20 protein-coding genes are annotated in these 25,635 nt (G+C 44.2%); 3 read left to right on the forward strand and 17 right to left on the reverse strand.

From position 1 onward, the window contains the following. Positions 1-59 precede the first annotated feature (59 nt). From SIO70_RS31210 to trpS, 11 genes are all read right to left on the reverse strand, one after another. A complete protein-coding gene (locus SIO70_RS31210) occupies positions 60-1,382 on the reverse strand; it encodes an aspartate kinase (RefSeq protein ID WP_320577530.1) in 1,323 nt (440 codons plus the stop codon). A 69-nt stretch (positions 1,383-1,451) separates the two neighbouring features. Next, positions 1,452-2,525, reverse strand: coding sequence for an Ldh family oxidoreductase (locus tag SIO70_RS31215; protein WP_320577532.1), 1,074 nt, complete (start codon positions 2,523-2,525; stop codon positions 1,452-1,454). A gap of 49 nt (positions 2,526-2,574) precedes the next feature. Continuing rightward, positions 2,575-2,889, reverse strand: a complete 315-nt coding sequence (locus SIO70_RS31220) for a DUF3467 domain-containing protein (protein WP_083726236.1) — start codon at positions 2,887-2,889, stop codon at positions 2,575-2,577. 194 nt (positions 2,890-3,083) lie between these two features. Beyond that, positions 3,084-4,424 carry a SusD/RagB family nutrient-binding outer membrane lipoprotein gene (locus tag SIO70_RS31225; RefSeq protein WP_320577534.1) on the reverse strand — a complete coding sequence of 447 codons (1,341 nt, stop codon included), beginning with the start codon at positions 4,422-4,424 and terminating at the stop codon, positions 3,084-3,086. Positions 4,425-4,443: 19 nt separating this feature from the next. Continuing rightward, entirely contained in the window at positions 4,444-7,674 is a 3,231-nt protein-coding gene (locus SIO70_RS31230; protein WP_320577536.1) for a SusC/RagA family TonB-linked outer membrane protein, read from the reverse strand. A 398-nt stretch (positions 7,675-8,072) separates the two neighbouring features. Continuing rightward, the gene (locus SIO70_RS31235) at positions 8,073-9,509 is read right to left on the reverse strand and encodes a SusD/RagB family nutrient-binding outer membrane lipoprotein (RefSeq protein ID WP_320577538.1); all 1,437 of its coding nucleotides are present in this window, start codon (positions 9,507-9,509) and stop codon (positions 8,073-8,075) included. A 40-nt stretch (positions 9,510-9,549) separates the two neighbouring features. Continuing rightward, positions 9,550-12,747: a SusC/RagA family TonB-linked outer membrane protein gene (locus SIO70_RS31240; protein WP_320577540.1), complete on the reverse strand. Its 3,198-nt coding sequence runs from the start codon at positions 12,745-12,747 to the stop codon at positions 9,550-9,552. A gap of 637 nt (positions 12,748-13,384) precedes the next feature. Continuing rightward, entirely contained in the window at positions 13,385-14,908 is a 1,524-nt protein-coding gene (locus SIO70_RS31245; protein WP_320577542.1) for a helix-hairpin-helix domain-containing protein, read from the reverse strand. A gap of 23 nt (positions 14,909-14,931) precedes the next feature. Continuing rightward, positions 14,932-15,690 carry a hypothetical protein gene (locus tag SIO70_RS31250; protein WP_320577544.1) on the reverse strand — a complete coding sequence of 253 codons (759 nt, stop codon included), beginning with the start codon at positions 15,688-15,690 and terminating at the stop codon, positions 14,932-14,934. Positions 15,691-15,792: 102 nt separating this feature from the next. Then, entirely contained in the window at positions 15,793-16,428 is a 636-nt protein-coding gene (locus SIO70_RS31255; RefSeq protein ID WP_320577546.1) for a deoxynucleoside kinase, read from the reverse strand. 123 nt (positions 16,429-16,551) lie between these two features. After that, positions 16,552-17,550 (reverse strand): tryptophan--tRNA ligase, encoded by a 999-nt coding sequence (gene trpS / locus SIO70_RS31260; RefSeq protein ID WP_320577547.1) that lies wholly within the window; start codon positions 17,548-17,550, stop codon positions 16,552-16,554. 138 nt (positions 17,551-17,688) lie between these two features. On the opposite strand from trpS, the gene gatC reads away from it, so the two are divergent. Together gatC and SIO70_RS31270 are read left to right on the forward strand one after the other, a co-directional pair. Continuing rightward, complete coding sequence (gene gatC, locus SIO70_RS31265) at positions 17,689-17,979, forward strand: Asp-tRNA(Asn)/Glu-tRNA(Gln) amidotransferase subunit GatC (protein WP_083726247.1); 291 nt, start codon at positions 17,689-17,691, stop codon at positions 17,977-17,979. A gap of 60 nt (positions 17,980-18,039) precedes the next feature. Further along, positions 18,040-18,753, forward strand: coding sequence for an ABC transporter ATP-binding protein (locus SIO70_RS31270; protein ID WP_320577549.1), 714 nt, complete (start codon positions 18,040-18,042; stop codon positions 18,751-18,753). A gap of 137 nt (positions 18,754-18,890) precedes the next feature. Here the strand turns inward: SIO70_RS31270 and SIO70_RS31275 are convergent, their stop codons facing one another. Both SIO70_RS31275 and SIO70_RS31280 read right to left on the reverse strand, forming a co-directional pair. After that, on the reverse strand, positions 18,891-19,460 hold the full coding sequence (locus SIO70_RS31275; protein ID WP_320577551.1) for a cob(I)yrinic acid a,c-diamide adenosyltransferase: 570 nt from the start codon (positions 19,458-19,460) through the stop codon (positions 18,891-18,893). Positions 19,461-19,470: 10 nt separating this feature from the next. After that, entirely contained in the window at positions 19,471-20,121 is a 651-nt protein-coding gene (locus SIO70_RS31280) for an ABC transporter ATP-binding protein (protein ID WP_320577553.1), read from the reverse strand. A gap of 100 nt (positions 20,122-20,221) precedes the next feature. Between SIO70_RS31280 and SIO70_RS31285 the strand changes: the two genes are divergently transcribed. Next, a complete protein-coding gene (locus tag SIO70_RS31285) occupies positions 20,222-20,443 on the forward strand; it encodes a DUF2795 domain-containing protein (protein WP_012794455.1) in 222 nt (73 codons plus the stop codon). Positions 20,444-20,674: 231 nt separating this feature from the next. Here SIO70_RS31285 and SIO70_RS31290 read toward each other — a convergent pair whose 3' ends face one another. From SIO70_RS31290 to SIO70_RS31305, 4 genes are all read right to left on the reverse strand, one after another. Then, positions 20,675-21,487: an enoyl-ACP reductase gene (locus SIO70_RS31290; RefSeq protein ID WP_320577570.1), complete on the reverse strand. Its 813-nt coding sequence runs from the start codon at positions 21,485-21,487 to the stop codon at positions 20,675-20,677. 68 nt (positions 21,488-21,555) lie between these two features. Continuing rightward, on the reverse strand, positions 21,556-23,205 hold the full coding sequence (gene recN, locus SIO70_RS31295; protein WP_320577572.1) for a DNA repair protein RecN: 1,650 nt from the start codon (positions 23,203-23,205) through the stop codon (positions 21,556-21,558). 61 nt (positions 23,206-23,266) lie between these two features. Then, positions 23,267-24,835, reverse strand: a complete 1,569-nt coding sequence (locus SIO70_RS31300; RefSeq protein WP_320577574.1) for a tetratricopeptide repeat protein — start codon at positions 24,833-24,835, stop codon at positions 23,267-23,269. A gap of 44 nt (positions 24,836-24,879) precedes the next feature. After that, positions 24,880-25,635: a zinc ribbon domain-containing protein gene (locus tag SIO70_RS31305; RefSeq protein ID WP_320577575.1), complete on the reverse strand. Its 756-nt coding sequence runs from the start codon at positions 25,633-25,635 to the stop codon at positions 24,880-24,882.

A 25,635-nucleotide genomic window follows, 5' to 3' on the forward strand; every position in this document is an offset into this window, starting at 1 on the left:
AAAAACAGGTCGTCCCCTTTATTGGAGACGACCTGTTCCTTTATAATTCCCTTTTAAGACTATTCCAGATCAAACAATCCCTTGTTCAATAACTGGAGCGTTTTCTCCTTATGCTGACCACCAATCAGGATAGAAATATTATGACGGCTACCGCCATAAGAAATCATTCTCAAAGGCACTTCATTCAGCGCTTCAAACAGTTTCTTCAGGATAGAAGGCGTTGCCGCTACTTCGTTACCCACGATTGAAACGATAGTCTGATGATGATCCAGTTCTACTGAACCAAATGGCTGCAGTTCTTTCAGCAGCTGATCCAGCTGTGGTGTATTTTCTATTGTCAGTGATACCGCCACTTCTGAGGTAGTGATCATATCAATAGGTACACGGTATTTTTCAAATACTTCGAAGATCTTACGCAGGAAACCATATGCCAGCAACATACGGCTGGATTTGATCTTAATTGCGATAATACCATCCTTGGCAGCTACTGCTTTCACACCATCGCCACCTGGCAATTCTGTAATAATGGTACCATGTGCCTCAGGCTGCATCGTGTTCAGCAACTTCACCGGAATGTTGAAGTGCTGTGCTGGCCATATAGATGCAGGATGCAGGATCTTAGCGCCAAAGTACGCCAGCTCCGCAGCCTCGTCAAATGACAGCTGATCGATCGGGAAAGTTTTCTTTACTACACGAGGATCATTGTTATGCATACCGTCGATATCTGTCCAGATCTGTACTTCTTCTGCCTGGATAGCTGCACCGATCAGGGATGCTGAATAATCACTACCTCCACGTTTCAGGTTGTCTATCTCTCCTCTGTGATTGCGGCAGATATACCCCTGTGTAACGAAAATCTTATTATCCTTATGTTTATCCAACAGGTTGCCCAGGCGGATCTTGATCTTTGGAATTTCCGGTTCCTCGTACTCGTCTATGCTCATGAAATCCAGGGCTGATATCAATTCAGAATGGATACCCGCTTCTTCCAGATATACACTGAACAGTTTGGTAGAGAGTAATTCACCCTGCGCCAGGATATCCTTGTTCAAAGCTTCGTTGAAGCTAATCTTCAGGATGATGTTCAGGAATTCAAAATGCTCGTCAATAACAGCACCAGCCTTTACACGTGCTTCAGGCTGCTTCACCAGCGCCTCAATAAATGAGCGGTAGTGTGCTTCCAGCTTATCTATCTGCCCCTTAGCCTGCTCCTTTTTACCTTCAGACAAGGACTGTCCTATCTCAACCAAGGAATTGGTGGTACCGGATAATGCAGACAACACGACGATTTTTGGAGCGTCATCAGCAGTCACCAGCTGGGCCACGGCATGCATGCGTTCAGGTTTACCTACCGACGTGCCGCCAAATTTTAAGATCTTCATTACTGTTGTATTGTTATGTGTTTGACGTAACTCTTATAAAAAGCGCAAGTTCGCGCTTAATTCCTGACTTTAAAAGCTCAATTTAAATTTCTCCCCAACTTCTCTCAGATCTTTTATCACCGGGTCCAGTAATGGAATACCTCCCTGGCGGCGATGTGCTTCCATTTCACGCTCAGGATCACCAGGTATCAATACCTGCTCTCCTGCTACCGGTGTTGCATTTCTGAAGCGGGTGATCCACTTGTCCATATGCTCCTTGAACTCATCAGCAGGGCGGAAGGCGTCTATACGCATGGCTCCCAGAAAGTGGCCCAGCCCCTCTCCTACAGGATCAGGTGCCAATGGCAGGAAACTTACGAACGGCGGTGCCCAGGGACCATAATTGGCTCCTGACAACACTGCTGAAAATATATCGACGATCGCTCCCAGGCAATATCCCTTATGACTACCATGTTCACGGTCGCCACCCAGTGGCAACAGGGCGCCGCCATCTTTGAGTTCATGTGGATTAGTGCTGGAATGACCTTCTTTGTCCTGGATCCATCCGGTTGGAGCTTCCTCGCTTTTACGCTGCAGGATCTCCAGCTTACCGTTGGCAGCCGTAGTAGTAGCGAAATCCGCTACAAAGGCAGGTTGTGTTTTGGCAGGAATCGCTACTGCAATAGGGTTGGTACCCAGCATACGCTCTGTGGCAAAGGTTGGTGCTACCAGTGGACTGGCATTGGTCATCGCCATACCAATCATGTCTTTATCCAGCGCCATCATGGCATGCTGGCCGGCAATGCCGAAATGGTTGGAGTTCTTTACGCTCACCCAGCCACTACCCACGTTAGCAGCTTTTGCTATTGCTACCTGCATGGCATAAGGAGCTACGACCAGGCCAAGGCCACGATCACCATCTACTACAGCTGTACTGGGGGTTTCATGTACTACCCGGATGTTCGGAGTGGCATTTACACGACCGTTTTCCCAGAGGCGTACATAGCCAACAAGGCGCGCTACCCCATGAGAATCAATACCTCTGAGATCTGCTGATAATAAAACTTCACTGGCTGTTGCCGCATGTTCGTCTGAACAACCCATGCGTTTAAAAACTTCCTGGGTAAATTCCCTTAAATGAGGATAGGAGAAAATCTGGCTCATGATGGATTTCCGTGCTATTGATTTTTGTATCAGTTGATCTGGTCCTGTTTTAGGCCTGAGCGGTAGGTCCTCCAAAGTTCATGGGAAGGGATACCGGTTCCTGGTCCTGAATAGTTCCGTGAATCGATTCGAATTTCTTGATATTGTCCAACATTGCCTTCATGAAGCGCTTTGCATGCTGAGGAGTGAGGATAATGCGGGATTTTACCTTTGCTTTGGGCATTCCGGGCATTACATTCACAAAATCGACTACAAATTCTGCATTGGAGTGAGTGATAATCGCCAGGTTAGCGTATACACCTTCTGCAATTTCCTCGGTCAATTCTATATTGAGCTGGGCTTGTTCGTCCTGCTGATTTTCCATGTTCTGTTATATTTTCGGTACAAATGTAAAAAAGAGGATGTAAAATAAATTCTAAAAAAGAAATTGGCCGGAGAGTTGGCCTGCGGCAGCAAAGAAAAGGTATCATTATTTTTTCTTAACGATGGCTAATTTTTTCTTGCCAAAAGCAAAAAACCGGTGGCGGCCACCGGTTTTTGTTGAAATTTAATTCCGAATTACTGGGCATCCCACCAGACCCTTCTCGTCAAAGTCGTGTTGGATGGGGTATTCGTATTATACCTCACCTCACTGCTCGGATAATAAAGAGACCTCGGCAATGAGCCATTCAACACATTCCCGGAAGGAGCAGTCAGCGCAGGATAACCGGTTCTGCGCCAATCTGTCCATGTTTCAGGGCTTAGGAACAATGCAATGTACTTTTGTACCATTATATCTTTCAGTGTAATATTCGCCGCTGTCTTTGTCACATTCGCCAGATAATCCGTACTATCCACCGTTCTCAACAGGTTCGCTGCCACCGCATCATTGTAAGCCGTAGCTGCGGCTGTTGTATTGCCATTCCGGAATTCTGCCTCTGCTTCGATGAACTTCAACTCGTCATAACTCATAAAATACACAGGAGAATTCTCTGAACCATATAAACTACCCAACAACGTACTGTCTGACGTATCAAAATACACCCCATACCTGTCATCCCCCGCAGCATACATAAGGTCATTCAGGTAGCCATCAAAGGTGATATCCCCCCGCTGGTCATTGAACTGGAACCAGGGGCTCTGTGTCGTTACCGCACTGCTACCTACAAATGTGAGAGAAGCCCCCTCTCCTGCTGCAAAACCACTGGCGATCTGCGCCAGACAATTAGTGATAGCCGAAGTATTCACCTTTACCGTATGCAGGTAGAATTTTGCTTTCAGTGAATGCGCATATTTTATCCACATATTCAGATCTCCCTCATACATCAGGTCGTCTGTTTTGCTGGGCTGAAACTCAGAACCATCATCTGTGCTTAAAAAAGTGATGGCCCTGTCCAGCAAACTATGCAACGTATCGTACAGTTGTTCCTGCGAATCGTATTTTGGAGAGGTGTTATTCAACCCCTGAAATGCTTCGGTGTAAGGTACATCTCCCCAGAAATCTGTTACCTGACCAAGATTGGTCGCCATCATGATCATCCCTATCCCTGCATAGTGCAGTTGACCATCTGCCAATGCAATCCTGATCAGGGTATCGCAGTTTGTCATGATGCCTGCATAGAAACCTGCGTTCCACATATTATCCACATCATCAGGTGTCAGGTTGTAAAGACTGTAACTCACAGATTGGTTTGCAGCACCTGTCGTTTGCTGCATAAAGAGAGATGCAAACCTGGAAGGATCACCTCCCCAATTATAAGCAGAAGCCAGTTCCACACCCGCTAAGATGGAGGAAGGTGTCGGATTGTGCAGCTGGGAAGGATCTTCGTTGATGCCATCGTAAAAATAAGCCCGTTTACAGCCTCCCGCCACTACCATCAATATCATTACAGGTACGATAAATTTTATTGTTCGGAACATGATCTTACTTTTTAACGGTTTAGAAATGGAACTTCAAATTCAGACCATAACTGGATGTACCAGGCATATTGAAATAATCAATCCCCTGTGCATTTGTCGCTCCTGTCAAACTTGTTTCCGGGTCTATCCCCTTATAGGGTGTCCATAAAATGATGTTACGTGCAAACGTACTTACCGTGATACCCCTTATAAACTTCGATTCTTTGAATCCTTTGAAATCATATGACAAAGTCACTTCACGCAGTTTTACATAAGAGCCATCATCGATAAAGCTCTCTGTCTGTGCACCAAATCCACCGCCATTTCCCTGGTACCAGGCTTCATCCAGTGGTACTGCTGTGGTATTGACTGCTCCTACACCCGCTACTTCTGAACCACCTTCTGTGTGTACGATTTCGCCCGCATCACTCAGGTGCCCCAGCACACCGTTAAATGTATGTTCCGAGCCCCTGTTCAACGTATATTTGGATGTACCAATCGCCATCAGTGACCCACGGGTACCATTCCATATATCTCCCTTACATTTCCAGTCAACCAGCGTATACAGGGTAAATCCTTTATAGCTGAATGTATTGCCCCATCCCATCAGGAATTTTGGGTTAGGGTTACCAACTGCTTTTTGCGCTGTTGATACCACCGGATAACCATAGTCATCACTTTTATCGCTGATCACGATTCGTCCCTGGCTATCCCTGAGCCAACCATATGCATAGATGATCCCTGCAGGTTGGTTCGGTAAATGCGCGATGACTGTACCTGTAAAACCATTGACTGTGATCTGGCTGATACCCGGTGCCAGTTTCAGCACCTTACTCCTGTTCATGGAGTAGTTGATGTTCATATCCCAGGTAAATGGCCTGTCTGCAAGGATCTTACCAGTCAATGTCAGCTCCACCCCATTGTTGCGGATACTACCTGCATTCAATGTCACAAACTGGAAACCGGATGTGCCTGCAATCGGTGATTGTACGATCAGGTCAGTACCTTTTGAGTAGTAGTAAGTCGCATCCACTCCCAATCTGTTGTGAAAGAATTGCAGTTGTAAACCAGCTTCGTAGGATGTTGTTTTCTCTGGTTTCAGACCGGGGTTACCCAATACATTGTCAAGGAAGAAAGCACCTTTGCTATCATACGGGAAAGAGACGCCAGAGGTATAACCATCTGCAAATGTAGTAGGTGCAAAGAACGAGCGGGTACGGAACTCACCGGGGTCCTTACCTACCTGTGCCACTGACAAACGGATCTTACCAAAATTCAGTACATCGTTATCCTTCAATCCGTTCAGCTCTGTGAATACCCAACCTAAACTGGCAGATGGATAGAAGAAAGAGTTGCTGTTCTTTGGCAATGTGGAAGACCAGTCATTACGTCCTGTTATTTCCAGGAACAACATTGATTTGTAATCCATGTTGATATCAAAATAACCGGATACTCTTCTATATGGTGTAACGAAATTATAAGACTTCTGTACGGTGGCATTACTGATGTTGTCGTACCCCGCAGCGGTCAGACCATCACCTTGTGTATACAACTCATCGAGCTTGCGGGAGTAATAGTTGTTACCCAGCTTTACATCCAGTCTGAAATCTTTAGAGAGTTGTCTTGCCCATGTCAGGATCGCATCTGAGTTCACACTTCTGTAGGTATATCTATCATCAAACACACGTCCACCGGAATAAGCACCTGATTGGATTTCGTAGTATTGGTGACGGTTATCCTGGTATACATCTGTACCCACCCTGTAAGTGAGGGAAAGGTCTTTCCAGATATTCCAATCCAGTTGTGTACTACCGATCAGACGATTGACTGATGTGGTATATGGATTTTTATTGATGGTCCAGTATGGATTATCATAGGTACTGTTTCTATAGGATCTGACTAATCCATTTGACAATAGGTAAGTGTTCGGATCGTCTGCTTTTAATCCTCCATTTGAATTGTCAAAAGAGATGGGTGTCCTGGTCAGCCCCAGCATGATACCGGAGGTGTTACTACCATTCTGTGGCATATTACCACCATCATTGGTGTAGTTCAGATTTCCGGATACCTTTACCCTGTCAGATATTTTCAATGTACCTGCCATCGCGATGGAAGTACGTGTATAGCTTTGCAACGGCACGATAGAGTTCTGGTACATGTGAGAAACAGACATGCGGTAAGTCGCTGCATCTGTACCACCTGTGAAGGAAAGCGAATTGTTGTAAGTTGCACCAGTGCGCCAGAAATCTTTTGTATTATCATAAGGTACAAACTTCGTTTTTGCAGCTGCATCGGACGCGCCAACTACATTACCGTGTTTATCCCATTCATTGGCATTACCATCCCAGTAAAGGGTATCTATATTGGCTCCCCATGAATACCGGTTACTGGATAGAAATGGAGCAATGGCGCCCCCCGATCCTTTTACATATTGTTTCTGAATGCCTGGCAAACGGTTCACTACATCGAAGGAAATACCTGTGCTGAAATCGACCTGCATTCTGCCGGCCTTTCCTTTTTTGGTGGTGATGATGATGGCACCGTTCGCAGCGTCAATCCCATACAAAGCTGCAGCTGCAGGGCCTTTCAGGACAGAGACACTTTCAATGTCTTCAGGATTGATATCTGCACCTCGGTTGGTGTTGGTAGCACCCTGCAATAAATTGTTCGTACCATCAGATGGGTCGCCGGAATAGTTTTGTCCGTTATCGACGGGGATGCCATCTATTACAAATAAAGGCTGGTTGTTTCCAGTGAGTGAATTGGTACCTCTTAATTTGATATAGGTAGCGGCACCGGGTGTACCCCCGGAACCGATTACCTGCATACCAGCTACCTTTCCGGACATCGCCCTGAGCGCGTCGCCCTGACTTGCTTTCGTGAGTTCGTCACCTTTTACATCCTGTACGGCATAGCCGAGTGCTTTCTTTTCACGTTTGATGCCAAGACCTGTAACAACAACTTCCTGAAGGTTTTGATTGTCTTGTGCAAGAGAGACATTCACTACGCCACCGCTGCCTGCGGGAACTTCTTTCATGGTATAGCCGACACTCCTTATCTGAAGTATCGCATTGTCCATGTCGAGGGCTAACTTAAAATTACCAGACGGGTCGGCAGTAGTACCTTTGTTGGTTCCCTTGACCTGGATGGTCGCGAAAGGAACTGGACCTCCATCAGGACCGGTGATTTTACCGGTTACCACACGTTGTTGTGCATGTAGTGTTGTGAGGAGAGATACAATAATGAATAAGGTAAGTAAGTGTTTTAACATAACGGAGATGGTTTATTATGTTAACCACATGGCATGAAGAGGATGCATGCTGCGGTGCAGCACGGTTTCATGTAATATGGTGCGAATTAAAAACTTACAAATAGAAGCATCCTGACAGTTTAGGATCAGAATATGGTCGTTCCCTTAGATTTTTAGTTTCCGTAAAGCATTCAATTATAATTATAACATACAGGGATTATAAATAGTTCATTTACAGGGATTGCCCTGGTATAGCATGGTAGAAATCCATTGATTTTCCCCGGAAAAACGAGTTCTTACTGTTTAGGAAGTTACCACATCAGAAAAAAAACAAACGTCCTTACTGCAGCGGGTCTCTTTAACGAAAAAGGTTACCGGTAAACACCGGCAACCTTTTCTTATTATTAGGGTATTGCTTATTAATAAATATCCCAGAACAACTTCGTCTCTACCACATCTCCACCAATAGCAGAAGCTGCTTCATTGTAATTAGTAGTATTCAGGTTCTGTTCTGCAATCGGATAAGTGAAACGCACCGGATATCCAGACTGGGCCTTTGGAGGAGGCGTCAACTGAGGATAATCCAAATGACGCTGTGCCGTCCATGCATCAAAACCACGATTGTATAATGCAATCCATTCCTGCATACCAATCTTCTGTTTCCAGTCACCAGCAGCAGTCAGATAATTTACATCTGTTCTTGCCAGGTAGGTTACAGCATCCTCTTCTGTACCACCCCAGTAAAGAATTGAATTTGTAATTGCATTATTATAGTGTGTAATTGCTGTACCACCTACAGCCCAGCCTCTTTCTATAGCCTCTGCACGGATAAATTCCACTTCAGAATAATCGATGAACACACCAGGCAGGTCTTTCTGCTCCAAAAGGCTGCCGGGATGTGAATAGTTTGCATAAGGACTTTTTACTCCATTAGTACCACCTTTATATATACCACCAATGGTAGTGAAATAAAAAGGTCTTCTTGGATCTTCTACTGAGTTGATATAATCAACAAATGTATTAGATCCTACGAAATCCTGACGTCCGCTCTGTACCAGATCTTCCCACAGTGGGTTGGTATTTGGAGGAACGGTTGAGTAAGGGAACTTTGCATATTCACCCTGTGTATCAAATGCACCTGCAGATGCTGCTGTTACAATAGTTTGTGCTGTAGCCGGATCAATATCTGCCAGCAAAATTCCCAGACGTAATTTCAGGGAGTTGGTAAACTTTTTCCAGTTTACAATCTCATCACTACTAAACAACATATTGGAGGTACCCATACCTGTTGCGCTTTCATCGAATGCAGCCAGATCGGCATCCAGACGGGCGATCAGGTCAGTATAGATGGTATGTGCGTCATCGTATTTGTTGAACAGATTGTCAGAATTCAGTGATTGTGAATAAGGCACATTACCAAAGGTATTTACCAATACAGAGGTGCCATATACTGACATCACATCGATCTGTGCCAGCATATTTTTCTTCACAGTAGCATCGGTGCTTTCATCTGCTTCCAGTACTGTTTTTGCTTCTTTCAGATCCATCAGCGCATCTGTGTAGAAAGCGTCCCAGAAGTTGTCAGGAATTGTTCTGGTCACGAGGTTATAATTGCTCTCATCGATGTAAGTAGTCTCCGTCCATTGCTGTACGATCAACCTGAAGATACCCAGGTTTACGTTTGTGCTGGTGATCGCATCTGCCATTTCTTTTGTTGCACTGGCATACAGTGAAGACGCACTTACGGAGCTGGGTTTATTCGGATTTGTATTTAAGTCGGTAATGTTCTTTGTACAGGATACCGTAGACAGTATACCCATTGCAGCAAAGGAACCGTATATGATATATTTTTTCATGATTACTTTTTTACTTTTTTTAAACATCTGATCAGCACTTTTAGAAACGTAATCTCAGGTTAGCACCAAAAGTTCTTACGGAAGGGTAGCTACCCACCATAAAGCCCTGTGCGTTACCGGAGCTCATTGCATCATCAGGATCTGCATAAGGCATGTTCTTATGTATGATCCACAGGTTACGACCTGTCAGTGAAAGATCTATGCCTTTGAAAGGATTGATGTGCCTGATCAAAGATGTTGGTAAAGAGTATGTCAGCGATACTTCACGCAGTTTTACATAGCTCGCATCGTATACGAATGCTTTGTCTGCATTGTAGTAGTAACCATATACACCATAATCGTTGGCAATACGTGTAGCATTGGGTTTACCATCATCAGTTACACCAGGCAGAATTACACCACCGCCTTCGCTGAGAGGTGCTCTCGACTCATTGCCCAGATCATTGACAAGTGCTGTTTCAGGGAAGAGACCTGTAGCCAGACCATAGTACATATCCATGTTGAACATGTCGCCACCATGACGTACGTCGATCAGGAAGCTCAGCGCCAGGTTTTTATATTTAACTGTGTTGGAGACACTACCAATCCAGTCAGGGTTTACATTACCAATAGTATGGTTGGAGGTACCAGTGATTTCATAGTAGCCATCTGCATCTACCACCTTCTGGCCATCTTTGTAGATATAGTCAGAGCCAGTAATAGTTCCGTAAGGCTGGCCTACGACTGCATTTACAGTAATACCACCCTGGAAGTCACCAATCTGCAATTTGTCAATACCAGGTAATGATACTACCTTATTTCGGTTGCGGGACCAGTTTACATTAATTGTCCAGGAGAAGTCTTTTGTTTTTACAGGTGTACCGAATACAGACAATTCAATACCCTGGTTCTGGATGTTACCAGCGTTGATCACTTTGTAATCGTAACCAGTGGATGTGGAAACTGGTAATGGTACGATCTGGTCAACGGTATTTTGTTTGTAGTAAGTCGCATCGAAACCTAAACGGTTATTCAGGAAAGACATTTCCAGACCGGCTTCGAAACTCTTTGTTTTTTCTGGTTTCAGATCAGGATTATACTTGGTACCACCTACTGAACCTAATGCTACCCCATCGATACCAGTTGGCACATCGTAATAGTTTTGAGTATACAATGGGGGTGCAGTGTTACCTACTTCTGCCCAGTTTACTCTTACTTTACCATTGGATAACCAGGTAGCTTCCGGTATCAGCTTAGAGAATACAAAGCCAAGAGAGGCAGAGGGATAATAGTAACTATTGTTGCCTTTAGGAAGTGTGGAAGACTGATCCCTTCTCAGGGTCAGATCCAGGAATAATAATTCTTTCAGGCCGAAATTGGCAGCGGCATAAATGCCATCTACTTCTTCTCTGGTAGCGATTTCGGTAGGTGCCTCCATTGGGTTTGCTGTATTCAGCAGGGCATACAAACGAGGGATGAGGAGACCGCCGTTGGTAGAAGATAAGATAGAGCTAATATTAGTCTGTCTTACGTTCCCACCCAGAATACCTTTGAAGGTCAGGTCCTGGGTAATATTCTTGTTGAAGTTCAGCATCAGGTCGTAGTTATACTCGCTGAAGGAACGTTTGAATTCGCTGAATTTTGAAACATCGATAGAACCGATTGCGGATCTTTCTTCCTGGTGTTCATTGTAATTATCCAATGATACACGGCCTACGATGTCTAACCAGTCAGTTGCTTTATAGTTCAGGCTGATGTTGCCGAAGTGACGGGTACGGCCATCAGTTTCATAGTTCTCATATCTTGTCCAGTAAGGGTTATCCCAGAAGATAGGGTTCAGCGCACCAACATCTGCCTGGTTCCAGGTGATGTTACGCTTTTCAACAAAGTACATGTCTTTCTGTTCCTTCACATCTACGTTGGTTTGCCACCATTCTCTCATGTTTGTCATGAGGTTTTTGGAGTCATAACCTGTACCGTAACGGCCCAGACCATCGATGATAGAAGAGTTGACAGATGCACTTGCGGTTAACTTGTTGGAGATGTTGTAAGAAGCGCCGAAGTTGATGAGATCCTTTGCAATACGGCTGTTTGGCATAATACCTTTGTCAATAAATTTGGTATAGCCCAGTTTGAAATAACCTTTATCGCTGGCACCATCTATTGAAATGCTGTTGTTGGTACCTATAGCAGTTTCGAACAGTGCGCTTGGATTGTTGCTGGCAGCAACCCATGGACGGGTCTTCATGTAGTTGGGTGACTTGTCATAAAAAGCATCCCAATGGTATACCTGTAAAGTAGGATCGAACTTACCACCATAGGAAGCATCTTCTGTAACTGGTACTACGCGGTCATCTACGCCATCACCATTTACATCGGTGTAGTAGAAGTAACCATCCGGAGAACCGTAACCAGAGCCATAACCAGCTCCATATTTGTTTTGATATTTTGCAAATGTGGAAGGATCGTACTTACCTACATTCACACCTGTATTGAAGGTAACACCAAATCCTCTTGCACCTTTTTTGGTCGTGATCATTACCACACCATTGGAAGCGCGGGAACCGTACAATGCAGTAGCAGCGGCACCTTTCAGTACACTCACTGATTCTACATCGTCCGGGTTGATATCTGCGGCAGCGTTACCATAGTCATAACCACCCACACCTTCTGTCTGATCTTTGGTGTTGGTGTTAGAGTTATCGATAGGTACACCATCTACTACGAAAAGAGCCTGGTTGTTGCCTGTCAGGGATTTGGCGCCACGCAGTACGATATTCGTGGAACCACCCAGGGTATTATTTTTACGGATTTCAAGACCTGAAACTTTACCGGCCAGTGAGGTAGTAATGTTCACATCTCTTGTTCTGTTTAAGTCTTCAGGAGCCACTATCTGTGCAGAGTAAGGCAGTTCGTTTTTATTTCTCTTTACGTTCAGAGCGGTTACTACTACTTCCTGGAGGTTTTGGTCATCAGATTTCAATGCGATGTTGACAGTACCGGATGAACCTACCGGAATGTTCTGTGCTATATATCCTACGCTGCGAATAATCAATACGGCATCTGGTTTTGCGTTCAGTTTGAAAAATCCATCCTGATCTGTGGTTGTCCCAGTGTTTGTTCCTTTGATTTGTACAGTAGCAAAAGGTACAGGTGAACCGTCCGGGCCGGTGACTTTCCCTGTAACCTGGCGCTGTTGCGCATACGTCAGGGTTACACTCACCATGAGCATGGTGAAAAAGAGTAACGCTCTTTTCATAAACGATTTAGATTTTAGTTGACAATAAAAGTTTTATATAGGTTCCCCTAATTCAATAGTTTTTCTCTGGTCAATAAGTTTTCAGAACACAGTATTGCTGGTCTTATTACGATTTAGTTGTTATTCGATTTAGTTGTTGTTGTTTTAAAAGTTACCATCCGGGATGAAGGCGGCAAGAACCTGGATGGTAGTTTGAAGCACAGAATAATCTTATCCTTTGTTCATAAGCAAAAAAGCGTACTGCTACACCGCTGTACACAGGTTGACAAATCATTCAGAAAATATAAACAGGATAAAGAGTAACTGGCCTCTTTCATGATTACGATTTAGATTTTGGTTGAAGAGCACAATTTAGAGAAAAATTTTACTCACCACCAAGAAAAATTTAACCTTTTTTTAAGAGTGCAATTTTTTTTCATATGTATGCAAATTATTTGCAATATTCTATAGAAGAAAATTTAACATTCAATAACACTTCTATTTCTGCAATATTTTAGCATTTTTAAACAGTTTTATTGATTTTGTAATGAGATTTTGGTCGTTTTTTAAAACATTATGAAACTTTTTCCTTGATAAGGAGGTGATAGTTTTTTGTTCTCACCAGCTGATATATGTCACTTAATGGGAATGCTTAATGCTACACAGTATAGACTACCTGCATTGTCAAAGTTCCCTTTATTTCAATTCTCGCCCATGCCTGCCAATGTTTCTTTTGCTTCCATCGGAGGGTACAACTTTGCTTCGCTCCTTTGCCATACAATTGAGACAAATTATAATCGTATAGCACGCTTCTGTCTGGAATATAAAAGCGGGTAGCAGTACCTCCTGTGCTATACCAGATGTAATTAAGCGTACAGCGCAGTGGCCATTTGGGGAACTGCCAGGCCAGTTCCTGCTGGTATAGACCTCCGTACTGGTTGCCACTATCATCCTGCCAGGTGTTTGCTTCTACACGTGTTTTCCACGTCCAGTCTTTGGCTGGGGATAATGTGAGTTGAAACCTGTAATTTTCATGGCGGGTTTCAATCATCGGTGGAATAAATTCATTCCCTTTTGATTGCTGGAATTTTTGTTTGTATTGGTACCTGAAGTAGATTCGTGTTTCTTTATCAGGTGTGTAGGTCAGCGATGCAAATAATTCCTGTCCGTCCGTAGGTACGTTGGTTTTATATTGCAATCTTGGGAAGTGGAAGATGTCTGCATAGGCATCCAGTTGCCAGTGTTTAATAGTGTGTATACTGATCCCTGTGTACAATCCTTCTTCATTGACAGGACTTGAATTTTCTCCCATTGCATTGGCATGAATGGGTTGATAGTTTGTGTTGTAATTTCTGTAAAACAGGGCAAGGTCTGCGCTCTTACCAACACTTGTGAGCATACCTATGATGGTAGCTGTGCGATGATTGACAGCCAGCTCGCCGAATAGATGATAGTTGCGGATGGAGATGGCGTAATCCATGCTGACATTATGTTCCAGCCAGTTGATGCCAATGTGTGCCTGTGGTAATTTATAAGAGACATTTGCGCCCAACTGATGTAGAGATACAATACCGGTGGTCTCCCAATGACCTTGTTGCAATGTAATGGCGGCGCCTCTATTCACACCACTGGTATTTGAACCTCTTATGATCTCTCCTTCTCTTTTGATGTGTGTGATCATGCTGTTTTTGCCCAGTGCATATGCCTGCCAGTTAATCAAACCTTGTCCCATGTTTACAGTAAAATCTCCGATCGCTAAGGCTTTTATTTTCCTGTGATTTTTGATGAAATAGTAAGCACTATAATTATCCTTTTTCAGCTGCATGCCTATGGTAGAACTACGATATCGGAACAGGTCTTTTCTTGCCAGTAAGGTGATTGGACTTTTGTCTGGTTTGATATTTTCTGCGACTGTTACATAGGGTAATACTAACTGAATAGTTGTTTCATCAAACCCAGGCACAGCTTGTAATTCATAGATGCTTAACAGGTTGCCGAATTGCTTTTTATAATTGATCAATTCATCAATTTGTAATGAAGTTAACAGCCCTAATGAAGTGAGTTCAGCAATGTCTGCCCTGTTCAGTGATAAAGGATGTTTTTTGTATACTTCCAGCTGTTGCCATTGCATATCATCATTGACAATATCATCTTCCTGTCTTGCGTATACTAATAATGGCATACACAATATTACTATTATCAATTTTACACTTGCCATATAATCGTTGTTCCGGGTGAGAAACCTAATTGTGGATGATGGGCTGCATATACTTTTATAAATAGTTTCTTTAGCCCAAATGACACCGCCATATTTCTTTGCATAGGATCATTACACCAATCTAATTCCATGAGGAATTGAGGGATGAATGCGTATTCACACATGACTTTGAAGGCAGGTGGCAAGCCTTCCTGTTGGATCAATGCAGTACTTAGTAAGAAACTTTCACTGGCTTCATATCCCAACCCTGCTGAGAAGATCACAGGTACATCCGGTGTGTTGACAGGATTAAATGCATGTAGTCCTGCAAATAACACCGGGGTGATTTGTACCAGGGTACCTGCTTCCGCTGTCAGGGCATGGGTACTACCATATCCCATCGTCATCGTATTCAGGTAGTTTACCTGCATACCTACGCTACATTTCTCTCCCATGTTATGGCTGTAAGCAAGGCCAAATAATTGTTCATGCCAGGCACGGAATCCTGTTTGTTTAAGAATGCCGGCGAAGGTGCCGGAGTGTGTAGGCCATGCAATAGCAAGGGTGTGGATACTGAGTGCATTTAGTAAAAAACGTCTTTCTGTATTTATACCGATAGCAGGGCCTTTCAGCCAGGTAAGGCCGGCTTGATTTTGTAGTGCGGTGAAGAGGTATTGATGATGTTTCGTATAGGTACCTGCAGTAGGTTGGGCACAAATGGTGAGCATGCACCAGGTGCAAACAATGGTAACAACAATGGATTTCATATATAGAAGTTACAAAAAAAAAGTCTCCTGCCGAAACGGTGGGAGACTTTTTTTGGATAGCCTGCGGCGCTGACATTTTAAATCAGCCTGCATTTTTTCTTATCAAAACAGCCCGTGCAGCTGTGAATCAATCTTCGAAATAATCTCACCTAAATCTTCATCACTCTCCGGAAACTTATTTTTATCGATATCAATGATCAACAAAGGTCCTTCTGTATATCTTTCTATCCAGTTATTATAATATTCATTCAGTCGCTTCAGGTAGTCCAGTCGGATATTCTCTTCATACTCTCTTCCTCTCTTCTGAATCTGTGCCACCAGGGTAGGTACAGAAGCTTTGAGATAGATCAGCAGATCCGGTGGTTTCACCATTGACTTCAGCGTCTCAAAGAAATTAAAGTAGTTGTCAAAGTCGCGCTTTGTCATCAGCCCCATCTCATACAGGTTAGGAGCAAAGATGTGCGCATCTTCATAGATGGTACGATCCTGAATCACAATATCATTGCCATTCTGAATTTCCAACAGTTGTTTCAATCTTCCATGTAGGAAATACACTTGCAGGTTGAAGGACCAGCGCGGCATATCCTCATAGAAATCATTAAGATATGGATTGTGCTCTACATCTTCAAACTGGGGATCCCATTTGTAATGCTTTGCTAGCAGTTCAGTAAGTGTGGTCTTACCGGCACCAATGTTCCCGGCTATCGCGATGTGTTTGAGCTTGTTATTTTTTGCCATGATGTATCGAGGTCACTAATCATTAATTTGAAGCAGCGAGCAGCAACTACCATTAGATGACATCCCATTAATTTACAATTTTATCTGGTTATCAGCCTAAAAATGTTGCAGTTCTTCTTATGATCAGTAATAGTTAATTCCGATGAGTTTTCTCGCTTGCTGCAAAGTCTGTGCCGCACTTTCTCTCGCTTTCTCAGCTCCATGGCGCATAATTTTGTTCAGGTAGGCCGGATCTTCCTGCAATGATTTGGCTTTTTCGCGGATAGGTGCAATAAATTTCACCATGTCCTCGCCCAATTGCTTTTTCATGTCGCCGTAACGGATAGTACCGTCTTCGAAAGTTTTCATAAAGTGGGCGATTACATCCGGGGTAGATACCTGCTCCATGAGGCTAAAGAGGTTTGCGACCGCTTCCGGCATGCTACCATCTTCTTCTTTACCTGTGGCAGACTTTGCCTTCATCATTTTCTCTCTGATCAACTGATCACTGTCAGACAGGTACAAAGTAGCCATCTGGTTCTCACTCTTACTCATTTTGCCAGTACCATCGAGGCTTGCGATCCTTATCAGGTTATCACCAAAGTTAAATGGAACCGGTTCAGGGAATAGCTCTCCATAACGTTCGTTAAAACGCTTTGCAAAGTTGCGTGCCATTTCCAGGTGCTGTTCCTGATCTTTACCTACCGGCACTTTTACAGCACGGTGCACGAGGATATCGGCACTCATGAGTACAGGATAAGTAAGTAGACCGGCATTAACGTTTTCTGGTTGAAGGCGTACCTTGTCCTTAAAAGTAGGTACCCTCTCCAGTTCGCCTTTGTAAGCCATCATATTGAGCAACAGGTACAATTCTGCGATCTCAGGGATATCGCTCTGTACGTAGAGCGCTACCTTTTCCGGGTCGAGGCCCGAAGCTATATTTTCAGCCAGTACGCGGTAAACATTACCACGCAGGTCTTTGGGATCAGGATGGGTCGTCAGGGAATGCCAGTCTGCTACGAAAAAATAACAGTTATAGGCCTCCTGCATCTTTACATAATTGCGGATTGCGCCGAAATAATTACCTAAGTGTAAAAAACCGGTAGAGCGGATACCGCTTACTACTATCTCTTTGTTTGCCATAATGGGGTGCAATTTAGGAAATTCTTAGGAGCTACCCTGCCAGAGGAGCGCATTTTTCAGGTAACACTCTCTTTAGTATTTAGTAACTTTAACGCCGGTTTAATAAATATTTTATTATCTTTTCATTTAATTTGACTTATGGAAGTGAACGAACAGCTGGTAGATCAATTAGCAGACCTGGCAAGACTTGAATTTACCCCGGCGGAAAAAACATCCATCCAGGGAGATTTACAGAGAATGATCACCTTTGTGGAAAAACTGAATGAACTGGATACCACAGAGGTTAAGCCATTATTGCACATGACTGCCGATCGTAATGTGTACCGTGAGGATAAAGTGGTTCCTTCCATCACCCGGGAAGAAGGCTTACAAAATGCACCCGCAGCCAATGATCAATACTTTAAAGTTCCTAAAGTGATCAAAAAGTAATCCTTATACCACCAGATAGCACAACTCAGGCAATCATCTTGTATCTAATACTGTAAGCAAATGCGCCCACAATCCGTCATCCATTTAGAAGATATCCGTAAAAGCTATTACATGGGTTCTAATGAATTACCCGTGCTGAAAGGTATTAACATGGACATTTTCAAAAATGAATATGTTGCCCTCATGGGCCCTTCCGGTTCCGGAAAGTCTACCTTAATGAATATGCTCGGGGCACTCGATACCCCTACCAGCGGAAAATATATCCTGAATGGCCATGATGTAAGCACAATGGAAGATGATGACCTGGCCAGGGTACGGAATAAGGAAATCGGCTTTGTATTCCAGCAATTTAACCTCATGCCCCGCCTCACCGCGTACGAAAATGTGGCCGTGCCACTGATCTATGCAGGTATCAGCAAAAAGGAAAGAGAGGAAAAAGCCATCTATATGCTGGAAAAAGTAGGTCTGGGAGAGCGTTACAAACATAAACCCAACGAGCTTTCCGGTGGTCAGTGTCAGCGTGTGGCTATTGCCCGCGCACTGGTAAATGACCCTTCCATTATTCTGGCGGATGAGCCTACTGGTAACCTCGATACCAAAACTTCCGTGGAAATCATGGAGATCTTCGGACAGATCCATGCCTCCGGCAATACGGTTGTACTCGTTACACATGAAGAAGACATTGCTGCCCACGCCAAAAGAATTATCCGGCTCAGGGATGGTCTGATTGAATCAGACAGATCTGTAGAGGATAGTATGCTGGTCAAAGCGTAAAAAGGGAGCCTTTCCGGCAAGCCTTAGCTGGTCACTCCAGGAAGGCCAGGCTAATTTTTCAAAGAAGGCTACGCTGGTTATTCCATCATACCTACGCTGGTCACTCTTTCAAACCTACTTTGGTCAATCCATCAAACCTACGCTCCCACCCTCGGCGTCCACTTAATCTCCTCCACCTTCAACCGGTGGCCTATCCATCTTGCTAATACGAAAAGATGATCGCTCAGCCGGTTTAAATATTGTAGTACCAATGGTGCTATAAACTCCTCATTCTCCTGTACCCTTACCACTAAGCGCTCTGCCCTCCGGCATACACAACGGGCTACATGCGCTGTAGACACCGCCACATGCCCACCGGGCAGAATAAATGATTTCATCTCCGGCAGTTCCTCATTCATGGCATCAATGCTGGCTTCCAGCACCTGTACATCTTTCTCATACAGATCCGGAATACGCATTTTAATATCTTTTTCAGGATCACAGGCCAGTGAAGCTCCCACTGTAAACAAACGATCCTGTATTTCGCGCAGAAAAGCGACCATATTTCCATCAAAAGAGATATAATCACTCACCAGCCCAATATAAGAATTGAGCTCGTCTACCGTGCCATAAGCATCAATGCGAAGGCTGCTCTTGGAAACTTTAGTACCCCCGATCAGGGAGGTCTGTCCTTTGTCGCCGGTTTTGGTGTAAATCTTAAATGACATAAGATAGGTTTTAGAGCATCTTCCCGTCCTTCATGACCAGTTGCCTGTCACTCAACGGTGCCAGCTCCTCATTGTGGGTAACGATGATAAAGGTTTGCTTAAACTGGTCTCTCAGCTGGAAAAACAGCTGGTGCAGCTCCCGGGCATTGTGCGAATCCAGGTTACCGGTGGGCTCATCGGCCATTACGATATCCGGGTTATTGATCAGCGCCCTGGCAACTGCCACTCTTTGTTGCTCCCCGCCTGACAATTCGTTGGGTTTATGATCCATTCTGTCAGCCAGGCCTAAAGTTTCCAACAAAAAAGCGGCCCTTTTTTTGACTTCATTCTTATTATGACCGGCTATAAAACCCGGTACACAAACGTTTTCTATCGCGGTAAATTCAGGTAAAAGATGATGGAACTGAAAAATAAATCCCATGTGTCGGTTACGAAAATCAGCCAGTGCATTGCCTTTGAGTGCTGTCAGGTTCACATCATTCAGCCATACCTCTCCGGAGGTAGGCGTATCCAGGGTACCCAGAATGTGCAGCAGGGTGCTTTTCCCAGCTCCGGAAGATCCTACTATCGTAACGATCTCTCCTTTGTTCACAGTTACATCCACTCCCTTCAAAACGGGTAAGTTGGAATAATTTTTGGTAAGATTGCGTGCGGTCAGCATACTTGAATAAAAGTAATTCACCGTTAAGATAGTAATAGTTGTTTATTTCAAATTAAATAATACTTTTGCCAAAATTTAAGACAGTAAAAATTTCAATAACATGTACTGGACCTTAGAATTAGCTTCATACCTGGAGGATGCTCCATGGCCAGCTACTAAAGACGAATTAATTGATTACGCCATCCGTTCCGGTGCACCGATTGAAGTGATTGAGAATCTTCAGGAACTGGAAGACGAAGGTGAAATTTATGAGGGAATAGAAGATATCTGGTCTGATTATCCGTCACAGGATGACTTCTTCTTTAATGAAGACGAATATTAGCGCATAGATATTCCATTTATTGTTGCCTCAGCAAATTTGCCTATGCTAAAAAATTTCCAAGCCGCTCCTTCATTGAAGGACCGGCTTTTTTTGGAGTAAAATTACCGGCAAAATCTGGCGCAAATCCATGCCAGATAAAGAAACTACTATTTTTGTGGTATAAAACAGAAAGCCGTGAAAATGAATAGCTAATATTCACTTTCACGGCTATTATTTTTGGATCGTACTATCTTATTTTTCCATCTGCAGCATCACATCCATCGTTACACCGGTAGAAGAGAATCCACCGTCATGGAACAGGTTCTGCATGGTCACCATCCTTGTCAGGTCAGAGAACAGTGATACGGTATAGTCAGCACATTGTTTGGCCGTTGCATTACCCAATGGGCTCATTTTCTCAGCATAGTTGATAAAACCTTCAAAACCTTTTACACCGCTACCAGCAGTAGTACGGGTAGGTGACTGAGAAATTGTGTTGATACGTACCTTTTTGCTGATACCATAGTGATAACCGAAGCTACGTGCTATTGATTCCAGCAGGGATTTTGCATCAGCCATTTCACTGTAGTCTGGAAATACACGCTGTGCAGCGATGTAAGTCAGTGCTACTACAGAAGCCCACTCGTTCAGTGCGTCCAGCTTATAAGCTGTTTGCAACACACGGTGAAGGGACATCGCTGAAATATCAAAGGTTTTATGGGAGAAGTCGTAGTCGAGGTCAGTATAAGGCTTTCCTTTACGCACGTTGAGGCTCATACCTACAGAGTGCAGTACGAAGTCTATTTTACCGCCAAAATGCTCCATGGATTTAGTGAACAGATTGTTCAGGTCTTCAAGGCTGGTCACATCTGCTGGTATTACAGGAGCATTGGTAATTTCTGCCAATTTGTTGATCTCTCCCATACGTAAAGCGATAGGTGCATTTGTCAACACGATTTCAGCGCCCTCTTCCACACAGCGAAGTGCGGTTGCCCAGGCAATGGAATTTTCATCCAATGCACCAAATATGATACCCTTCTTTCCTTTTAATAAGTTATAAGCCATTGGGTTGATAATTATTTGGGGCAAAAATAGGCGTTATAGTTGAAAAAAAAACATTAATTGATAAGGCCCTATTTTACCAGCTCCCTCGCATTTTCCAGGGCTGCAGCCGTCGGCTTTTCCCCACTCATCATCTGTGCAATATGATTGATCCTCTCCTCTCTTGTCAGCAACCTTACATTCGTCTGCACCTTTCCTGACTTCATATCTTTAAACACAAAATAATGCGCATCGGCCTTACCCGCAATCTGCGGCTGGTGCGTGATACAGATGATCTGGTGCCCTTTGGCCATGCCTTCCATGATAAAGCTTACCTGGCGGGCCGCCTCCCCTGAGATACCTGTATCTATCTCATCAAAGATCAGCGTTGGCAATGCTACTGACTGTGCAACCAGTGATTTGATACACAGCATCAGTCTGCTCAACTCACCACCAGACGCCACTTTCCGGATAGGTGCAAAGTTGCCGCTCTTATTCGCATCGAATAAGAACTCTATGACATCCTGTCCAAATTGGTTCAATGCACCTTTTACTATCGATGCTTTCAACCTTGCATTTGGCATACCTACCTGTGCCAGCAAAGCATTCACAGATTTTTCAAACGGACCTGCCGCTTTTTCACGGCCAGCTGTAATACCTGCTGCCTGTGCCTGTAACTTACCCTGTAAAGTTTCCAGCTCTTTCTCTAACCCTTCCAGTTTTTCATCCAGGTTCAGCACTCCTTCTACCTTGCCCGTTAGTTCTTCCTGGATCTTCAGCAGCTCGGTCGTATGCTGTGCTGCGTGTTTCTTCAGCAATCTGTACCCGAGTGATAAACGTTCGTTCAGCTGTTCTAACCTGGCACCATCCGTTTGTACCTGATCATTCATATGCCCGATTTCTCCCGTTATATCCTGTAACTCTACATATGCTGATTGCAAACGCGCTGCAATGGCCGGCGCTTCTTTATGAAAATTAGCCAACCCCTGTACAGATGATTGAATCTGTTTTAATTGCTGCAATAAAGGTTGTTCATCTTCTTTTAACTGGAAGTACACCTTGCTCAGGGTATTCCGGATCTCCTCCGCGTGACTCAGCACCTTCAACTCCGCATCCAGCTCCTCTATTTCATGATCCCTGAAGCTGGCCTCTGTCAGTTCGTCCAGCAGGAATTTATTATAATCCAGTTCTTTATTTGCATTGTTACGCAGGTCATGTAGCTGCTTCAGCTCCCGCTGTACGGCTACATATCTGCCATATCCCTGCTGGTATTGCTGCAGGGCTGTTGGCTGGTTGACCAGGGCATCCAGTACTTCCCGCTGAAAATCGGACTTTTCCAGTTCCAGGGTATCGAACTGCTGATGCAGGTCTACCAGGTACTGACTCAGTTCGTGTAGCTGGGACAGGTTCACAGGAGTATCATTGATAAATGCACGGGACTTACCAGCGGTGCTGATTTCACGCCGGATGATCAGCTGATCTTCCAGATCCAGTTCATGCTGCTGGAAAAAATCTGCCACCTGCGATTTCTTCACCTTAAAATTCCCCTCTATCACACATTTCGTATCCTTACTGTGCAATACCCCCGGATCTGCACGCTCCCCAAGTATCAATGACAATGCGCCCAGCAGAATAGATTTACCTGCACCCGTTTCGCCCGTGATGACGTTCAGGTTCCCGGAAAAATCTACTTCCAGCTGTTCAATAATGGCGTAGTTCTTAATTGTTAGTTTTTGTAGCATATGGGAAAATATTCCGCAAATTAAATTTCTCGGTACGAACTGTATCTGCGCAGCGACTACCTCAACCTCCGTTCAATCGCTGAATTCCGGCCTTTGCCCGCTGATCCAGTGAGTTCTTATAATCATGTCCTTTCATATCCAGACAAGTCTGATAACATTGTTGTGCTTTCACCCTGTCATTCCTCTTTTCATAAATATAACCCATTTGCAGGGATGCTCTTGCAGCAAAATATTCTGGTCTGTTCATTCCTGCTTTTATGGTTACTTCATACATGGCAATTGCACTATCATCCATTCCCATTTCATCATATATCCTCCCCAGGCGATAGGCATATTCCAGTTTATCTTCCATGCGGGCATAGTCTGCCGCCTTTCTCGTTTGTAACAATTTCAGGGCATCGCTAAAAAAACCTCCATCGCTCAGTAATCGTGCTTTCAGTAGTACAGCATCCGGCCATTTACCACCTTTTGCATCTTTAAGGGCCTGCTTATCTGCATCGGTTTCTGTATTGCCCCGGGTCAGGATCTGTGCCCGGTATTTATTGGCAGCATCCATATTCCCATGCAGGTAATAGTACCAGCTTAAACGTTGCAGACATTCCTTGAGATAAAATTTACCCCTGAAGTTGTCGGTGAATCGCTGCAGGTACACATTTGCATCTTCATCCTGCCTGTCCAGTTTCAATACCCCAAGCAGGTAATTATTGTATTTGATATCCAGGTATCCGCCACTGTCATTTCTGTCAGACAGGGTTTTGATACCCAGTGCTGCTTTCTGGTTGTTCATAGCGATATTCGCTACCATGAGGGCAAAGAGGTAATTATTTTTTGTATCCAGCTGATGTTTCTGGATGAATGCCCATACATCTTCCGGTTTATTTTCAATGAACAGTTTCAGGTAGCAAAAGTAATAAGAAGCTTCGGCCCTGAATATTAACGCTACGTCATTATTGCTCTCGGCAGACTGTTGTACCTGCCGCATACCCTCGCGGATATTGCCTTTCATGCCCAGTATATTGGAAATCCAGCGATAGCCTTCGGGGATAGTACCGAATACGGCCTGCAATGCACCAATCATCATCCTGTTTGGCTGAAACTGCGGAAACTTACGCTGGTTGTCTTTAAACTGCACAAATGCTTTCCTGATTTCCCATACGGCATCCCACTTTTCGCTGAACTTGATGCGGATCATAGCCCACTGAAAACGAATGGCTGCCTGGGTATACAGGTAGTAAGGACTATCTTCAGGCCCCAAAGCCATCATATCCAACCGCTGGTCCCGCAGGTCCTTTCGTTTCGAATATACAGCAGGATCTTCGTTGAAAAAGAGATTGAAAAAGTCGATATAATTTTCGAGAAAGTAAGGTATCAGGTTATCGGGATGCTCTTTTTTTTCGGCTTCCAGTAGAGCGGTGCCCGTGGTAACCTTCAATTGCATAATGGCATCATAGGCTTGCTGGCAGCGGGGATTAAAGTCATATACTTTTTGCCGGGCTACAGCAGGAAAAAAAAGAGCGAGGAACAATCCCAACAGGAATACGGTACGCATGAACACAAATATATTTACAACTGCCGGCTTTACGTCAAATTCCAAACCAAAAACGCCTGCAATGAAAAAAGGTTGTATCATAAACGATACAACCCTTTTCAAAATTATTCTTGGAACTATATTAATTAAATAGTCACAGTTGCTTCCAGATCATTGTCTACCAGCACGCGACCGCAATGTTCGCAGATGATGATCTTCTTGCGCTGACGGATTTCCGCCTGACGCTGAGGAGGAATTGCATTAAAGCAACCACCGCAGGAATCACGCACTACAGTAGCTACAGCCAGACCGTTACGGTAGTTCTTACGGATTTTTTCGTAAGCTGCCAGCAGGCGGGGTTCTACTTTTGCACGAGCTTCTTCGCTTTGTTTGTAGAAAGCTTTCTCTTCTTTTTCAGTTTCACCGATGATCTTTTCCAGCTCACCTTTCTTGTGTTTCAGGTTCGCTTCTTTTTCACCAATGGTTCTCTTTGCTGATTCCAGGGTACGGCTCTTGTCCTTTACCTCGTCATTTGCATCGCGAATGTGTTTCTCAGCCAGCTTGATTTCCAGGGACTGCATTTCCAGTTCCTTGGTGATAGCTTCGAACTCACGGTTATTCTTTACGTTATCCTGTTGCTTCTCGTATTTCTTAATCAGCGCTTCTGACTCCTTAATCTGGTTCTTCTTGTTAGTTATGAAGTCCTGAATGCCACGGATTTCGTCTTCAACATGGGCCAGACGTGTGTTTAACCCTTCGATCTCGTCTTCCAGATCTTTAACTTCCATCGGCAACTCCCCCTTCAACACCTGGATCTCATCCAGTCTGGAGTCCATCTTCTGTAGTCTAAGTACAGACACCAATTTTTCCTCTACGGAGTAATCTTTATTTACAGTAGCCAT

Origin of the sequence: Chitinophaga sancti, from assembly GCF_034087045.1 — a bacterium.
Lineage (GTDB): Bacteria > Bacteroidota > Bacteroidia > Chitinophagales > Chitinophagaceae > Chitinophaga > Chitinophaga sancti_B.

Coding starts and splice junctions, on each gene's coding strand:
- SIO70_RS31210 (WP_320577530.1), bottom strand. CDS start 1,382: ATGAAGATCTTAAAATTTGGCGGCACGTCGGTAGGTAAACCTGAACGC.
- SIO70_RS31215 (WP_320577532.1), bottom strand. CDS start 2,525: ATGAGCCAGATTTTCTCCTATCCTCATTTAAGGGAATTTACCCAGGAA.
- SIO70_RS31220 (WP_083726236.1), bottom strand. CDS start 2,889: ATGGAAAATCAGCAGGACGAACAAGCCCAGCTCAATATAGAATTGACC.
- SIO70_RS31225 (WP_320577534.1), bottom strand. CDS start 4,424: ATGTTCCGAACAATAAAATTTATCGTACCTGTAATGATATTGATGGTA.
- SIO70_RS31230 (WP_320577536.1), bottom strand. CDS start 7,674: ATGTTAAAACACTTACTTACCTTATTCATTATTGTATCTCTCCTCACA.
- SIO70_RS31235 (WP_320577538.1), bottom strand. CDS start 9,509: ATGAAAAAATATATCATATACGGTTCCTTTGCTGCAATGGGTATACTG.
- SIO70_RS31240 (WP_320577540.1), bottom strand. CDS start 12,747: ATGAAAAGAGCGTTACTCTTTTTCACCATGCTCATGGTGAGTGTAACC.
- SIO70_RS31245 (WP_320577542.1), bottom strand. CDS start 14,908: ATGCCATTATTAGTATACGCAAGACAGGAAGATGATATTGTCAATGAT.
- SIO70_RS31250 (WP_320577544.1), bottom strand. CDS start 15,690: ATGAAATCCATTGTTGTTACCATTGTTTGCACCTGGTGCATGCTCACC.
- SIO70_RS31255 (WP_320577546.1), bottom strand. CDS start 16,428: ATGGCAAAAAATAACAAGCTCAAACACATCGCGATAGCCGGGAACATT.
- trpS (WP_320577547.1), bottom strand. CDS start 17,550: ATGGCAAACAAAGAGATAGTAGTAAGCGGTATCCGCTCTACCGGTTTT.
- gatC (WP_083726247.1), top strand. CDS start 17,689: ATGGAAGTGAACGAACAGCTGGTAGATCAATTAGCAGACCTGGCAAGA.
- SIO70_RS31270 (WP_320577549.1), top strand. CDS start 18,040: ATGCGCCCACAATCCGTCATCCATTTAGAAGATATCCGTAAAAGCTAT.
- SIO70_RS31275 (WP_320577551.1), bottom strand. CDS start 19,460: ATGTCATTTAAGATTTACACCAAAACCGGCGACAAAGGACAGACCTCC.
- SIO70_RS31280 (WP_320577553.1), bottom strand. CDS start 20,121: ATGCTGACCGCACGCAATCTTACCAAAAATTATTCCAACTTACCCGTT.
- SIO70_RS31285 (WP_012794455.1), top strand. CDS start 20,222: ATGTACTGGACCTTAGAATTAGCTTCATACCTGGAGGATGCTCCATGG.
- SIO70_RS31290 (WP_320577570.1), bottom strand. CDS start 21,487: ATGGCTTATAACTTATTAAAAGGAAAGAAGGGTATCATATTTGGTGCA.
- recN (WP_320577572.1), bottom strand. CDS start 23,205: ATGCTACAAAAACTAACAATTAAGAACTACGCCATTATTGAACAGCTG.
- SIO70_RS31300 (WP_320577574.1), bottom strand. CDS start 24,835: ATGATACAACCTTTTTTCATTGCAGGCGTTTTTGGTTTGGAATTTGAC.
- SIO70_RS31305 (WP_320577575.1), bottom strand. CDS start 25,635: ATGGCTACTGTAAATAAAGATTACTCCGTAGAGGAAAAATTGGTGTCT.